Raw genomic sequence first — 14,920 nt, forward strand, 5'->3', positions numbered from 1 at the left:
CCTGGGCGCATGCCCAGGAGTGCCTACCTGATCGAGGAGATCCTGTGGTTGGAGGTTGAGGATGCGATGGACGGTAGTGCTGGCAACGCTGGTGAGTCTGGTGGGCTGCGACCTTACCCCGAGCGGTGGGGGGAGCCCGGTTTCGGCCACGGTATACCCCTCACCCCGACGGGCCACCTGGGACGAGGAGGTGCGGGTGAGCATTCCCTGGCGGGCGGGCTCGAGCCTGCGCCTGACCCTGGCGGGGGAGGTCATCGCGGAGGTTCGCGCCGAGGGGGAAGGAGCGGGTAGTGCGGTTATCTTCAGGGTTCCCAGCAACTTCTGGGGTGGCCCCCAGCCCCTCGAGCTCACCGAGGGCAGCAACCGCGCCAGCGGCAGCCTGACCGTTCTGGGCGAGGGGGTGGGCACCGAGGCCCTGGTAATCGTTCGGCCCGGCGTTACCGACCACAGCCTGGCCCAGAAGCTGGCTGGTGCAGGGCTGCAGGTGGTGCCCACTGCCAAGGGGGATCGCTCGCTGCCGCTGGGCGCTTCGGGGGGGCCTTGCGCTGGGCGGCTGGCACAGGTGGCTGCCCTTCCGGGGGCGCCTCTGGCCCTGGGGGCTCTGCTCGAGCGGCTCGAGTCCGCCGCTGCGGGCCTGGTTGTAGACCTGGATGGCATCCTGGGCATCGATCCCCTTACCGGCTACGATACCGACCCCAGCCCAGCCCCCGGCACCAGCCCCATCAACGCCCGTCAGGCCATAAGGCTCAATCCGGGCAGCAACTACACCGGGGCCGGAACCGCCATCGCCATCGTGGACACCGGGGTGGCCAGCCTGACCAGCCTCAACCTGCTTCCTGGAACCGACTTCACCGACCCCGACACCCCCCGCCCCAACCTGGATGAATATGGCAGTGGAATGGGTCACGGCACAGCGGCAGCCGCGCTGGCTGCGGACACCGCCTACGGTGTGGCTCCTGCAGCCGGGATTCTGCCCATCAAGAGCTGTAACAAGGAGGGCAAGTGCCCCCTGGCGGCGGTGGTTCGGGGCATCTGCTATGCGGTGGCCTTTGCCGAGCAGAACAAAAATCAGAAACTTGTTCTTAACCTGAGCCTGGGCAGCGATACCCCCAGCGAGATTCTCTACATCATCCTCAAGGATGCCTTGATGAAGCGCGGCGTGGAGGGGATTCCGGTGGTGGCGGCAGCGGGCAACCAGTGGGCTGTTCGCAGCAGCAAGAAAGGGGTGCTGCACCACTTCCCGGCCTCGTTTGGCGGCAACCGGGGGCTCTCGACCAGCGGCGACCCGGTCCGCCGCATGACCCTGCTCAAGGGGCTCTTGAGCGTGGGGGCGGTGGGGCAGTACAGCACGGGGCTGCGGGTGAGCGGGTTTAGCGGCCAGGGCGACTTTGTAGACCTGGTGGCCCCCGGTGAGCGGGTCTTTAGCCTGCAGCCCAACAACACCGAGGCCCAGTTCACCGGTACTTCCTTTGCCGCGCCCATCGTGAGCGGTGCGGTGGCGATTATCCGCCAGGCCACGGCCCTGGTGCCCCTGACCCCAGAGGCCCTCGAGTCGGCTTTCTTGGCCAACTACACCGACCCCAGCGCGCTGGGGGAGACCCCAGGGGAGGCTTCTGGCCAGGGCTTGCTGGATATGCGACGAGGCCCCTAAATGAGCACGCTCACCGACTGGTTGGTGTGCACCCGCCGGATGGCCTGGGCCAGAAGGGGTGCGGTGGGCAGGATGGTATAGCCCAGGGCTGGGTTAAGCGCGATGGTATCGGTAAAGATTACCTCGCGGATGGCCGGGTGGGCCAGGTTTTCCCGGGCGTTGCCCACCAGTACGGCGTGCGAGGCCATCACCACCACTTCAGGAGCGGCCCCTGCGGCCACCAGGGCTTCTACCCCGCGCCGGATGGTTCCACCGGTGGAGATGATGTCATCGATGACGAGGGGGCGTTTGCCCGCCACGTCGCCAATCACATAGCTGACCTGGGTCTCGCGGGGGCCGGTGCGGCGTTTGGCCAGAATGGCCAGCGGTAGGTTTAGCCGCTCCGAGAGCCGCCGGGCTTGCTCGGCCCTTCCTGAGTCGGGCGAGACCACCACGGCGTTATCTGTTAGGCGCTGGTTTTCCAGGTACTCGGCGAACAGGCGCACTGCCGAGAGTTCGTCTACCGGCTGATAAAAAAACCCCTGAATTTGCGGGGCGTGCAGGTCTACGGTAATGACCCGGTGGATGCCCACGTGTTCCAGCAGGCCCGCCACCAGGCGGGCCGTGATGGGCTCGCGGCCCTGGGTTTGCTTGTCCTGGCGGGCGTAGCCAAAGTAAGGAATTACCGCGTTGATGCGCCCGGCGCTGCTGCGGCGCACGGCGTCGGCCAGAACCAGCAGTTCCATCAGGTGGTCGTTGACCGGGGGGGCGGTGGACTGGATCAGGTATACGTCGTCGCCGCGAATGCTCTCCAGGAGCCGTACCCGCACCTCACCGTCGGGGAAGCGCTCCACGGTGGCCTCGCCGAGCTGGATGCCCAGGGCTTTGGCCACCGCTTCGGCCAGGGGGCGGTTGGCATTGCCGCAAAAGAGTTTGACGTGTCCGCTGTTGGCGTGCTGCAATTCCTCTGATTCTGAACCCAGCCGCTGCTCAGTTACAGATGCAACCCCCATGCTATCTCCTCCTCGAGTACCCACACTACCAACCTGACCTGCCCACTTTGCCTCAGTATACCCAGGCGGCCCTGAGGCGGGGTCCCGCGACCAACCCGACAGCATAAGGCTCTACCGCATCCAGTTGTGCAGAGATGGAGGGCAACTGCCAGGTACAGCTTAGCTCCTCAAAACCTGGTCTATGAGCGCAGCCAGGCGCTCCGAGGCGCTTTCCAAAAATGTTTCAAAGGCCAGGGGCGCATCGCTACCGGCCTGGTCGGTGATGGCCCTGAGCAGGGCCATCGGCAGGCCCATTCGCCGGGCAGTCCACAAAGCAGCCGCACCCTCCATCTCGACGGCATCGGCAGCAAATACCCGGCGCACCTCTTCGGCCTCGCTGCGATGGGCCAGAAAGCGGTCGGCGCTGGCAATCCGGCCCAGGTGGATGGGCAGCCCCATGCCCAAGGCCGTGCGCAAGACCTTGGAGGTGAGCCCGGCATCGGCAGGAATAAAGCGTTCACCGGTGGCCAGCTCACCCGGAGCGCGTCCAAAAGCGGTGATGTCTACGTCGTACTGCACGGCATCCTGCGCCAGCACCAGATCCAGGGTTTTGAGGTCGGGGTGCAAAGCCCCGGCCACACCCACCCAGATGGCCTGGATGGGGCTGAAGCGGACCCTGGCATAAGCAACCGCGGCCGCTGCTGCGGCCTTGCCCACCCCAGTCTCGATGAGCACCACCGGGTAGCGTCCCAGCTCACCCTGGTGGATGACCCAGGGGCCGTCTACAGCCTCCTGCAGGCTAAGCAAACGGCGTAACGCCTGGGCCTCGGCTCCCTCTGCAGCAAATAGCGCAACCATGGACATACTGGGTTAGCCTAGCATTGGTGCGACCGAACATCCAGCGGTGAAGCAGCGGGAAACGCCTGTATCAAGGTCGGTGTAAACCGCGGCACACCCAAAGGATAAAACGTTCTACTCAGCAATCTCGATGGTTTCCTGAACGTGCAGATGGCCGCTCAACACCCGTTTGGCCCAGGCCCTGGCACCCTCTGGGTCGTGGTCGCGGTAGTTGCCGCACTCGAGCTCACTTACCCCCGGCACCGGCTCGGCGTGGTTTGCCACGTCCTTTAGCGTGGCCTGGAAGGCTTGCAGCACCTTTTGCGGCCCCGGTTCGCCCAGCACCACCAGGTAAAACCCGGTGCGGCAGCCCATGGGCGAGATATCCACCACCCCCTCCAGGTGGGAACGCATGTACGTAGCCAGGAGGTGCTCGAGGGTATGGATGGCCCCGGTGCTAAGGGCCTCCTGGTTGGGTTGGGCCAAACGTAGGTCGTACTTTTCGATTCGGTCGCCTTTGGGGGTTTCCTTTACCCCCGCCAAACGCACGTAGGGAGCCTTCACTTTTTTGTGGTCAAGGCGAAAAGATTCAGGCACAACCGGGGGTCTGGACATGAGGATAGTTTACTGCGTTGGGGGCTTGTTTTAACTCTTTAGCTTTTTCCACAGTTCCGGGGTCAGCAGCAAGAACACCGGGATCAGCTCGATGCGCCCCGCCCACATCTGCACAATCAGGATTACTTTGGAGAGCGGTTCCAGCCCGGCGTAACTGCCCATCGGCCCCACCTCGCCCAGCCCCGGCCCGATGTTGCCTACCGCCTGGGCGCTGGCGGTAAAACCCACCACAAAGTTGTTCTCGAGCAAAGAAATCAGCAAGGCCCCAACAGCTACCAGCGTCACATAGAGGGTAATAAAGGCCGCCACCGAGCGCATTACGTCCTCACCCAGGCTTTTGCTGCCCAGCCGAAGGGTGATGATGGCCTGGGGGTGCAACGAGCGTATCAGTTCCCGCCGCACAATGGCGCCCACCACCAGCAAGCGAACCACCTTGATGCCGCCTGCGCCCGAGCCTGCACATCCCCCCACAAACATGGCTGCAACCAGAATGGCCTGGGCTGCCGGAACCCACAGGGCAAAGTCGGCGCTGGCGTAGCCGGTGGTGGTGATGATGGAGGTTACGTTAAAGAAGGCATGGCGGATGGCATCGCTCCAGGTATAGTTCATGTCCTGGGTGTGGTGGGTCATCAAAAAGACGGCCAACGAAAAGCCAAACACCAGAACAATGAGGGTATAGACCCGTAACTCCACATCTTTCAAAAGCGGACGTGGGTCACGGGTAAAAAAGAGTTTGTACTGCAACACAAACCCCGCACCCCCCAAAAACATAAACAGGGTACCGAACCACTGGGCCAGGGGCGTGTACTGCTCAAAACTGCGGGGGTTGGGACTGAACCCGGCCGCAGGCAGGGTCGTGAGGGCGTTGCAGACGGCTTCAAAAGCCGGTACTCCGGCAATCCAGTAGCACAGGGCTGCCGCCAGGGTGAGGGCCGTATAGACCTTGAGAATGCTCAGGGCGGCGGTGCGTAAACGGGGGGTAAAGGGTTCTTTTTGTATGCCCGTACTCTCGGTGATAAAAAGCTGGCGGCCTGCTACAGCCAGATGCGCCAGCAGCGCAATCACCAGCACCAGAATCCCCACGCCCCCGAACCACTGCATTAAACTGCGCCAGAAAAACAAGCTGTAGCCAAACTGTTCGAAATCGGCCAGCACCGTGGCACCGGTGGTGGTGAAGCCAGACATGGCTTCGAAAAGGGCATCGAGGTAGTTCATGCCTCCCGCCACCCAGAAGGGAATGGCTCCCAGGAGCGGAACCAGGAGCCAGATCAGGGCTATGGAAAGCAGGGCTTCGGCCCGGCCTGGCTCGTGTTTGGGGTCGCCCAGGCTGCGAAACCACCAGCCCAGCCCCAGCCCTACGACGGCGCCGACAAGAAACCCCCAGGGCGATTTCCCCAGCACCAAAGAGAGGACCTCGAGCCCCAGCATGACCAGGCCCAGGGCCAGGTAGACCACGCCCAGAAAATAGTAGGCAAAGCGCAGGTTTTCCAGGGGCCAGGGTTTCGCTCTTGCTTTCATACAAAACCGATGTCAGGCCCGCAAGCGGCGCCAGAGCTCGGGCGTAAACAGTGAAAATACCGCGATTAGCTCGATGCGGCCTGCCCACATCTGAAAAATCATCACCGCCTTGGAGATGGGGTGCAGGTTACCGTAGTGGGCCATGGGCCCCACTTCACCAAGGCCCGGCCCCACGTTGCCGATAGCTGCTGCTGAGGCAGTAAAGGCTACCACAAAGTCTTCTTCCAATATTCCCATCACCAGCACCCCCAGGGCAAACAGACCCACATACAGGGTGATGAAGGCCGCAACCGAGCGCATCACGTCCTCGCCGATGTTCTTGTTGCCCACCCGCAAGGGCAGCACGGCCTGAGGGTGCAAAGCGCGCTGCAGCTCTCGCCGCACCAGGGCTGCAATAATCAGCCAGCGGATAACCTTAATGCTGCCCCCCACGCTGCCTGCGCTACCCCCAATAAACATCAGCATGACCAGCAGGGTTTGGGCCGGTATCACCCACTGGGCAAAGTCGGCCGAGGCAAAGCCGGTGCCGGTGATGATGGAGGTGGTTTGAAAGAAGGCGTGGCGCAGGGCGGGCTCGAGGCTGTAGTCGTGGCGAAAGAACAGCACGCTGGCCATGACCAGCCCCACCGTGAGCACGATTAGGGCATAGGCCCGAAACTCGGGGTCGCGCAGGGGGGCGTTGTACTCCCGACCAAAAATGGCCCGGTACTGCAAAAGCAGGTTCACCCCGGTGAGGAACATCACCCCTACTGCAACCCACTGGGTGAGGGGGGCGTAGCTGGCAAAGCTTTGGGGGTTGGGACTAAAACCACCGGCGGAGACGCTGGAGAAGGTGTTGGCAATGGCCTCGAAGACCGGTACTCCGGTAACCAGGTACGCGGTCAGGGTGAGCAGGGTGAGCAGCAGGTAGACCCGCAGAATGTAGTAGGCGGTCTGGCGCAGCTTGGGGGTGAGCTGCTGTTTTTGTACGCCGGTGGTCTCGGCAAAAAACATCTGTCGCCCGGCCAGGGCCAGGTGGGGCAGAACCACAATAAACAAAAGCAGAATGCCCATGCCGCCAAACCACTGACTCATACTGCGCCAGAAAAAAAGCCCGTAGCTCAACTGCGAAAAATCGGTCAGGATGGTAGCCCCGGTGGTGCTGAAGCCCGAGGTGGCCTCGAACAGGGCATCCAGGTAGCTAAGGCCCCCCGAAATCCAGAGCGGGATGGCGCCCAGTATGGGAACCATAATCCACAGCCCGGCCACCGTCAGCAGGGCCTCGGCCCGGCGGGGTTCGGCCTGGGGGCTTCCCAGCCGGCGTAGCACCAGGCCCAGGCTCAACCCCATGGCGGCCCCCACGAAAAAACCCAGGGCATCTTCTCCCAGCAGCCAGTCGGCCAGCCCCAGCACCCCCATCGCGGCCCCCAGCGCGATGTAGACGGTTCCGGTCATGTAGGTGGCGACCGGGATGGGGTTGACGGCTTGTGCTTTAGCGAACCTGGGCCAGGACTTCATCGGCTACCTGTCGGTCGGTGAGCACTAGTAGCTTGTCTCCAGCCGTGACGGCCAGCATGGGGGCGCGCAGGTAAACTCTGGTGCCGCGCTCGAGGGCTACCGCAATAGCCCCTTTGGGAAGCGATAATTTTTCAAAAGGGGTTTCGCGAAAATCTGAGGGAAGCTCAAACTCCAGTAGTTCTACCTTGTCTTCAATCAGGGCCAGATGGTCTACGTTGTCGGGGGCTATCCAGTCCACCACCTCGCGCACTGCTGCCGCACGGGGGGTGAGGGGGATGTCGATGCCCACATGTTCGAATAGGCGGCGGTTTTCGCCCCGGTTGACCCGGGTGATGACCTTGGCGACCCCCACCTGCTTGGCCAAGAGCGAGACCAGCAGGTTTTTTTCGTCGTTCTCGGTAACTGCTACCATCACGTCCACGTGGTCGAGGCCCTCCGACTCCAAGAGCTCGAGGTCGGTGCCGTCGCCCTCGAGCACCAGCGCCCCCGGCAGGTGTTCGGCCAGCCAGGCACAACGGTCGGGGTTGTGGTCGATGATGGTGACCTCGAGGCGGTGCTTTAGCAGCTCTTTGGTGACCATGTAGCCCACGTTGCCGCCCCCCACCACCATCACCCGTCGTACCCGCTCGCGGGGGGCAAAACAGGCCTGGAGGGCATCGAAACCCTGAGGGGTGGCCATGAAGAAGATGCGGTCTTCGGGCTCGAGGGCCAGTTGGTTGAACTCGGGGTCGGTGGCTGCGACAAAACGACCATTGCGCATGATGCCCGCCAGCAGGCTGCCGGGAGGCCAGTCCAGCAAGACCAGCTGCTTGCCAATGTAGGGGCCACCCTCCCGCACCTGGTACTCCACAAAGCGCAGCCGGCCCCCGGCAAGCACCTCGGTGTCCACGGCACCGGGGATTCGAATGACCTCCACAATTTCCTTGGCCAGCGAGCGCTGAGGCCAGAAGACCTGGTCGATGCGGGTGCCCAAAATTTCCACCGTGCGCGGGTCGGTCAGGATGTCCACGTAGGATTGCTTCCCCACAAAACACAGGGTTTCCCTGGCCCCCAGGCCTTTGGCCAGCATGCAGGCGATCAGGTTGACCTCATCCCAGTTGGTGGTTGCGATAAAGGTGTTGCACAGGTCTACCTTGGCTTCACGCAAAACCTCGGGGTCGGTGACGCTACCGATCACCACCTGCACATCCAAACCCCCCAACCGTTCCTTGGCCTCGGGGTTGGTGTCCACCACCACCAGGTCGTGCTGGGTGTGTAGGGCTTTGGCGATCTGTGAGCCGATTTCGCCGCCGCCAGCAATCACGATGTACATAGCTGGCTCCTTTTCACATGCCAGGCGCTAAATGCTGGCTGCCGAAGGCCCCCAGCCCGGTAGCCTGCCGGCTTTTTGCAAAGGCTGCGCTTCCAGGTGGCCGAAACCTTGTGTGGTAGCAGCTTTTCGCCAACAGCGCTGGCGGCGAGAAAAGCGATGAAGCTGCATTTGTGCCGCGCGTCCAAGCCCAAACCGAGTCGCGAAGGTTCCATAACCCAAACTTGGTTCAGCTTACACCCGAACGGTTTCTGTAGCTACGCTCTGCACCTGTGGAACCCCGGGTTTCCAGGCCACCCGCCCCACCATCTCGCCGTGCAGGTCATAGGCTTCGGCCTGGGTAACCCGAACCCGGATGATCTCGCCGATTTTTACGGTGCCGTCGGTCTCGGCATACACCAGCCCGTCAATTCCGGGGGCGTCGTATTTGGAGCGCCCCACCACCTGGCCGGGCAGCTCGCCGTAGCCGTCCACGATGACCTCGAGGGTCTGCCCCAGCCGGGCTCGGTTTTTCTCCAGGCTAATCTGCTGCTGCAAAGCCATCAGGCGTGCCTGGCGTTCTTCCTTGACTTCCTGGGGCACAGCCCCGGGCAAGGCGTTTGCATCGGCCCCTTCTACTTCGGAGTAGGTAAAACAGCCCACCCGGTCGAGCCCGGCTTCGGCGATGAAGTCCAGCAGTAGGGCAAAATCTTCCTCGGTTTCGCCGGGGAAGCCTACGATAAAGCTTGAGCGAATCGCCAGGTCGGGTGCGATGGAGCGCCATTCTTGCAGGGTTTTGAGGTGACTCTCGGCGCCGCCGGGGCGGCGCATCGCCCGCAGAATCCTGGGGCTGGCGTGCTGAAGGGGCACATCCAGGTAGGGCAGCAGCTTGCCCTCGGCCATGAGTGGGATCAGTTCGCGCACGTGGGGATAGGGGTACACGTAGTGCAGCCGCACCCAGGCCCCCAGGCCGGCCAGCTCGCCAACCAGATCCACCAGGTGTGCCCGCACCGGCTTACCTGCGTACTCGCTCGTGCGGTGGCGAATGTCTACCCCATAGGCGGAGGTATCTTGCGCGATGACCAGCAGTTCTTTGCTACCGGTACCCACCAGCCGGGTGGCCTCGAAGAGGATATCGGCGGCGTCGCGGCTTTTTTGCAGGCCGCGCAGCTTGGGAATGATGCAGAAGCTGCACTTGTGGTTACACCCTTCGGCAATTTTGAGGTAGGCGTAGTGGCGGGGGGTAAGCTTGACCTGTGGAGGAACCAGGGCCGTGAAGGGGTTCTGGTCTACCGGAACCACCCGCTGCACAGCGGCCAGCACCCGGTCTACTTCGCCAGGGCCGGTGACCTCGAGCACCTGTGGGTGGGCCTGCTGGATGACCTCGGGCCGTGCCCCCAGGCAGCCAGTCACAATCACCTTGCCGTTTTCCGCAAGGGCTTCGCTGATGGCCGAAAGCGACTCCTCTATCGCGGGCGTGATGAAGCCGCAGGTGTTGACCACCACCACATCGGCCTCCTGATAGGTGGGAGCAGTCTCGTACCCCTGGGCCCGCAGGCGCGAGAGAATTTGCTCCGAATCGACCAGGGCCTTCGGACAGCCCAGACTTACAAACCCAACCTTGCCTGCCATTCGCTCTCCTGTGCGCCCTTGGCGCGACAACAGTGCCGAGTATAGCAGGTTTGCTGACCAACGGTTTGGTTGCTACTGCCCGAAGCGCTGGGTGACCACCTGACCCACATTGCCCATGCGTCCCTGGTCCTGGCCGTTCACAAACACCCGCACCACCCCAGCATTGCCGGCCCGCACCACCACCGGCAGGGGATAGCTGAGCTGGGTTCCACCGGGTACGGTGCCTTCGTAGAGCTGCCGACCCGTGCGGGCGTCGGTTACCCGTATCCAGCTGGTGCCCTCGAGCCTCAGTACCAGTCCGGTACTGGGGGTGGGGCTGGCCGGATTCGCGGGGGGTGTGTTTTCGGGGGTAGAGGGAGCCGTGGGGGTAGGTGGTGGTGCGGGGGGAAGCGGGGTCAGGGCCAAGCTCAGGTTGCGGTTGCTTTGCAGGCTGAGCACCTGTTCATACTTTTGGTAGCCGGGCGCTTCGATGCGGAGGGTGCGCTCACCGGCCTCGACGCGGGCCTCGAGGGGGGCCTGTCCAAGCAAGAAGCCATCGAGGTAGACCCTGGCGCCTTGGGGTTGCGTGGCAATGCGCAGGCTCACCTGCTGCGGGGGCGGAGGCGCGACGGGGGCCGATGGGGTGGGCGCTGGTGTTGTGGTACTGGGGCGGTCGAGGGTGCGGTATCCCCACCAGCCCAGCAACACCAACAGCACAAGCAATGGAATTGGCCAGAGCCACCTGGAACCAACAACAGAAGGCGTTCTGGAACCGGTAGTGGGGTTTGTTGGCGCTGCGGCTTGGGGCACGCCCAGCGGATAGAGGGCCAGCAAGGGGGCGGGGTCGAGACCCAGCAACTGGGCGTAGCGCCTGAGGTAGCCTCGAGCCAGAGGGGGTTCGGGGAGTTCGTCAAAACGACAGTCTTCCAGGGCCTCCAGAACAGCCCGCCGCACCTTTAGAAACTCCGCCGCCTGCGCAATTTCCAGTCCCCTGGCCTCCCGGGCTTCTTTTAGCCGCTTTCCCAGCTCACACATTTCGCCCTATTCTATGCCACAAAGCGTGACTGTGCATGCGTAACGGGAAGGGGCATTACCCCTGGGCCAGGGCCTGGGCAATTTGGGCAGCCAAACGGGCATTTTCTTCCAGCAGCCGCAGATTGACCTCGTCGGTCTGGCCCCCGCTCAACTCGGATATGCGCCGGAGCAAAAAGGGTGTCAGGGCCTTGCCGCCAATCCCGAGCCGGGCGGCCTCCTGGGTGGCTTGCTCCACCCAGCGCTGAACCTGGGCAAAGTCCAGCCCCCTGGAGATGGGGTTGAGCACCAGGCTGGCCCCCGGCAGGCCCAGTTCCTGGGCAGCCCGAAAAGCCCGGGCGGCCTCCTGGGCCGAATCGACCCGGGCCGGCAGCAGGTAGGGGCTGGAAGGGCTGTGAAAGGCGGGAAGGTGGTTGGTTCTGTAGCCCAGCAGGGCTACCCCCAGCGACTCGAGCCGCTCTAAGGTGGCGGCGAGGTCGAGGATGCTTTTGGGTCCTGCCGACACCACCACAATGGGGGTGCGGGAAAGCTCGAGCAGATCTGCCGATTCGTCGTAGGGGTGGGGGTGCACGCCGCCAATGCCGCCGGTGGCAAACACCCGGATGCCAGCCTTGTGGGCCAGGAAGGTGGTGGAGGCCACGGTGGTGCCGGCGCTTTTACCCTGGGCGACGAGTGCCCCAAGGTTCCACAGGCTGGCTTTGTCGGCGGTATCGTCGGCGGCGATGGCCTCGAGCTCATCTGGCGTTAGGCCCACCACCACCTCCCCTTTCAGGATGGCAATGGTGGCGGGGATGGCCCCCTCCTGCCGTACGGTGTCCTCGAGCTTGCGGGCGAGCTCGAGGTTCAAGGGACGGGGCAAGCCGTGGGTAATAACGGTGGACTCGAGGGCCACCACGGCCCGGTGGGTGTGCAGGGCCTGGGCGACATCGGGGTGTACACGCATGCCAACAGCATAAGGTAGGGGCGAAGGTAGGGGATAGCACGCCTGGCCCCGGTCAGGGCAGTCGCTTTACCGGGCGAGGCCCACCAATGCCCCGTGCAACGTAAGGCGTGCCCTGGTTGCAGGAAACATGAACAGAGGCCGCACCCTTCACAGACGTGGCCTCCCATCCGGGAGGCCACTGAGCTGTGCAGGACAAAGCAATCGAGTTGTGAGCAGACTTGTGAAGAGCACTCTAGCTTTGCGGGCAGACCCGATTCCGCCCGGCTCGCTTAGCTGCGTATAGCTGCTCGTCGGCGGCGGCCAGGAGTTTTTCGTGGTTGGGGAGGGTGGGGTCGCTGCTTACGCCAATGCTCACCGTGACCTTCAGGCTGGGATGCAGGTCAGACCAGTTGTGGTTCTCGACGCGCTGCCGCACCCGCTCGCAGGCAACCAGGGCGCCCGCCAGGTCGGTTTGAGAGAAAACCAGGGCAAATTCCTCGCCGCCGTAGCGCGCGGCAAAATCTACCCCACGGCAGCCGGACTCAAGAATTTGTGCGATAATTCGCAGCACATCGTCGCCCACCTGGTGGGAAAAGGTGTCGTTGATTTGCTTGAAGTTGTCGATATCGACCAGGGCCACGCTCAAGGGGAAATTGTAGCGCCTGGAGGCAGCAAACTCGCGCTCGAGGTTTTCCTCCAGATAGCGGCGGTTGTGCAGCCGGGTGAGGGGATCCTGGCGGGCCAGGCGTTCCAGCTCGGCGGACTGCTGGCGCAGTTTGTCCAGCAGGCGCGACTTCTCGGCATTGGCCTCCTTCAGGTTTTCGATGGCTCGAGCCAGCTCGCGGTTGGCGCGGGCCAGCTCGGTGTTGCGCAAGCGTTCGATTTCCGCTTCCTGGCGCGCTTTTTCTACCTGGAACCCGGCCAGCAGGGCCGCGGTCTTTTGGGCCTGCTGCTCTTTGTGCAGCTTGCGCTCGATTTCCAGGGCCTGCCGCAGGTGGTACAGTGCCAGGGCGTGTTTTTGCTCTGCCTCAAAAACGGCGGCCAGGGCCTGGTGGAACTCCAGCAGCGGTTTTTGTGGCCCCAGCTCCTCGGCCAGCCTCAGTCCCTGTTGCAGGGTTCGAATGGCGCTATCGGCCTGCCCCATACGGCCCAACAACGAGCCCACCTGCAGCAATGCGCTAAGCTCACCCAGTCGGTTGCCCAGCTCCTGGTAGAGGGCTTTGCAGGCCTGGAACAATTCCAGCGCTTTATCCAGCTTACCTAGTGCTGTATGTGAGAGACCCAGATTTTCCAAACAGGTGGCCCGTACCTGGGGGCTGCCCAGCTGCTCGGCAATCTCCAGGGCTTGCTGGTGGTAGTCCAGGGCCTCCTGGATACGGCCCAGGCGCTGAAACACCACACCTAGGTTGGAAAGCACCTTGGCCTGGCCCTGACGGTCGCCCAGCATCTGCTTGATGGCCAGGCTTTCGCGGTAGAGCTGGACTGCCCCGGAAAGGTCGCCTACCTCGAGGTAGACCAGACCCAGGTTGTTCAGGGTTCCGGCTTCGCTGAGGCGGTCGCCCAGCTCGCGCTTGAGGGCCAGGCTGCGCAGGAAGTACTTGGTGGCTTCCTGATGGTTGCCCAGGGTGTACTGAACCATGCCAACACCACTTAGGGCATTGGCCTCCAGCACTTTTTGCTCGTATTTTCGGCTTTGCTCGAGGGCTTCCAGGTAGTACTCGAGGGCCCGGGGAAAGCTGCCCTGAAAGTAGTGGAGGTTGCCCAGTGCGTTAATGGTGTCTATTTGGCCTTTGAGCTCGCCCGCACTGCGCAAAACCAATAGGGCTTCCTCCAGGCAGCCCTGGGCTGCGGGCAGATTGCCCTGACGAAAATGGAAATCGCCCAGGTTTTTGAGGGCCAGACCCCGCCCTGCCAGGCCGGTCTGGTTTTTCGATAAAACAAGCATCTCCTCCACAAGCTGTCCGGCCCGTCGCAGGTCGCTATGGCGCAAGAACTGGTATAGCTCATCGAGCAAGCGCAGTTTTTCCGACGGTGCTTGGGGTTGGCCTAGCTGGGCCTCGAGGTTCTGGAGGGTCTGGTTCATAGCCCGAAAGTCTTGCCCTTTGCGCTATATACTACGGGTTCAGGCTGCTTTTTGCTAAGCCTTGTCCAGAACCCTGGCCCAATGCTGCAAGCAGTTTACCAGAGAACGCGCGCCTGTTTTCTGGGGCAAATTGAACCAGAAAGCGCAGTTTTTTTGCCTGCAATATGCCATCCTGCCTGCATGACGAGATGGCTCATGCTGGTTCTTTTTGGGTTTTTGTTGTTTTTGGGACTGGCGGGCTGGGCGGCCTATGCTTTTCTGATTCGGCCGGCCCAAACCCTGGTTAACGATTTTCGGCAGATCATCGCGCTGGACAAAAGCGTTGAGCGACAGGCCGCATACACACCCCCTGCCGATGCGCGGCTAAGCCCCGAGCAGCTGCAGCGTTTCCTGCGGGTGCAGCGCGATGTGAAGCAGCAACTTGGGGAGCGCTACCGGCGGCTAGAGGCCCGGCTTAACCAGTTGGCCAACCAGCAAGCAGGACAGCCAACACTGGACTACCGCGCCGCTCTGGACTTATTCCGCGAAGGGGGCTCGCTGGTGCTCGAGGGTAAAAAGATTCAGGTTCAGGCGCTCAACCAGCACAATTTTTCGCTCGAGGAGTACGCCTGGGTGCGGGCCCAGGTCTATGCAGCCCTGGGTTACGGCATACCGGGCCTGAACCCCCAGGAAATCCTGCGCCAGATTGGGGCCAGGGACTTTAATCCCAAAGTCGAGCTCTCCAAACCCGTAGCCCCGGCGGCCAATGTGCGGCTGGTGGAGCCTTACCGCGATGAGCTGGTGAGCTATTATCCGTTCACCTGGTTCGGGCTGTAGCCTGGGCAGCACTTGCAAACCCGAAAGTCTGGAAGTGGCGCTTGGTGTGCTGAATAAACAGTGAATTTTACTGTGCTTC

General features: G+C 62.7%; 12 protein-coding genes. 2 read left to right on the forward strand and 10 right to left on the reverse strand.

Features of this window, described 5'->3' with window-relative positions; genetic code table 11:
- The first annotated feature begins 61 nt into the window (after positions 1-61).
- Positions 62-1,651 (forward strand): S8 family peptidase, encoded by a 1,590-nt coding sequence (locus ABWU19_RS00745; protein ID WP_435899888.1) that lies wholly within the window; start codon positions 62-64, stop codon positions 1,649-1,651.
- Here ABWU19_RS00745 and ABWU19_RS00750 read toward each other — a convergent pair.
- The 10 genes from ABWU19_RS00750 to ABWU19_RS00795 all read right to left on the reverse strand — a co-directional run bounded on the left by ABWU19_RS00750 (position 1,648) and on the right by ABWU19_RS00795 (position 14,025).
- Positions 1,648-2,643 (reverse strand): ribose-phosphate diphosphokinase, encoded by a 996-nt coding sequence (locus ABWU19_RS00750; RefSeq protein ID WP_435899889.1) that lies wholly within the window; start codon positions 2,641-2,643, stop codon positions 1,648-1,650. The genes ABWU19_RS00745 and ABWU19_RS00750 overlap by 4 nt on opposite strands.
- A gap of 159 nt (positions 2,644-2,802) precedes the next feature.
- Complete coding sequence (gene mtnN, locus ABWU19_RS00755; RefSeq protein ID WP_435899950.1) at positions 2,803-3,480, reverse strand: 5'-methylthioadenosine/S-adenosylhomocysteine nucleosidase; 678 nt, start codon at positions 3,478-3,480, stop codon at positions 2,803-2,805.
- A 114-nt stretch (positions 3,481-3,594) separates the two neighbouring features.
- Positions 3,595-4,074 carry an S-ribosylhomocysteine lyase gene (locus ABWU19_RS00760; RefSeq protein ID WP_435899890.1) on the reverse strand — a complete coding sequence of 160 codons (480 nt, stop codon included), beginning with the start codon at positions 4,072-4,074 and terminating at the stop codon, positions 3,595-3,597.
- Between the two features lie 30 nt (positions 4,075-4,104).
- The gene (locus ABWU19_RS00765; RefSeq protein ID WP_435899891.1) at positions 4,105-5,592 is read right to left on the reverse strand and encodes a TrkH family potassium uptake protein; all 1,488 of its coding nucleotides are present in this window, start codon (positions 5,590-5,592) and stop codon (positions 4,105-4,107) included.
- Between the two features lie 12 nt (positions 5,593-5,604).
- Positions 5,605-7,089 carry a TrkH family potassium uptake protein gene (locus tag ABWU19_RS00770; protein ID WP_435899892.1) on the reverse strand — a complete coding sequence of 495 codons (1,485 nt, stop codon included), beginning with the start codon at positions 7,087-7,089 and terminating at the stop codon, positions 5,605-5,607.
- Complete coding sequence (trkA, locus tag ABWU19_RS00775) at positions 7,064-8,401, reverse strand: Trk system potassium transporter TrkA (RefSeq protein WP_435899893.1); 1,338 nt, start codon at positions 8,399-8,401, stop codon at positions 7,064-7,066. Before trkA ends, ABWU19_RS00770 begins: the two co-directional genes overlap by 26 nt.
- Before the next feature lie 231 nt (positions 8,402-8,632).
- Positions 8,633-10,009, reverse strand: coding sequence for a 30S ribosomal protein S12 methylthiotransferase RimO (rimO, locus tag ABWU19_RS00780; RefSeq protein WP_435899894.1), 1,377 nt, complete (start codon positions 10,007-10,009; stop codon positions 8,633-8,635).
- A gap of 72 nt (positions 10,010-10,081) precedes the next feature.
- Positions 10,082-11,023 (reverse strand): RodZ domain-containing protein, encoded by a 942-nt coding sequence (locus ABWU19_RS00785; protein WP_435899895.1) that lies wholly within the window; start codon positions 11,021-11,023, stop codon positions 10,082-10,084.
- 55 nt (positions 11,024-11,078) lie between these two features.
- Positions 11,079-11,963 carry a pseudouridine-5'-phosphate glycosidase gene (locus ABWU19_RS00790; RefSeq protein ID WP_435899896.1) on the reverse strand — a complete coding sequence of 295 codons (885 nt, stop codon included), beginning with the start codon at positions 11,961-11,963 and terminating at the stop codon, positions 11,079-11,081.
- Between the two features lie 232 nt (positions 11,964-12,195).
- Complete coding sequence (locus ABWU19_RS00795; RefSeq protein ID WP_435899897.1) at positions 12,196-14,025, reverse strand: diguanylate cyclase; 1,830 nt, start codon at positions 14,023-14,025, stop codon at positions 12,196-12,198.
- A gap of 180 nt (positions 14,026-14,205) precedes the next feature.
- Between ABWU19_RS00795 and ABWU19_RS00800 the strand changes: the two genes are divergently transcribed.
- Entirely contained in the window at positions 14,206-14,841 is a 636-nt protein-coding gene (locus ABWU19_RS00800; RefSeq protein WP_435899898.1) for a hypothetical protein, read from the forward strand.
- Positions 14,842-14,920: the final 79 nt, after the last annotated feature.

Source organism: Meiothermus cerbereus (assembly GCF_051297115.1).
Lineage (GTDB): Bacteria > Deinococcota > Deinococci > Deinococcales > Thermaceae > Meiothermus > Meiothermus cerbereus_A.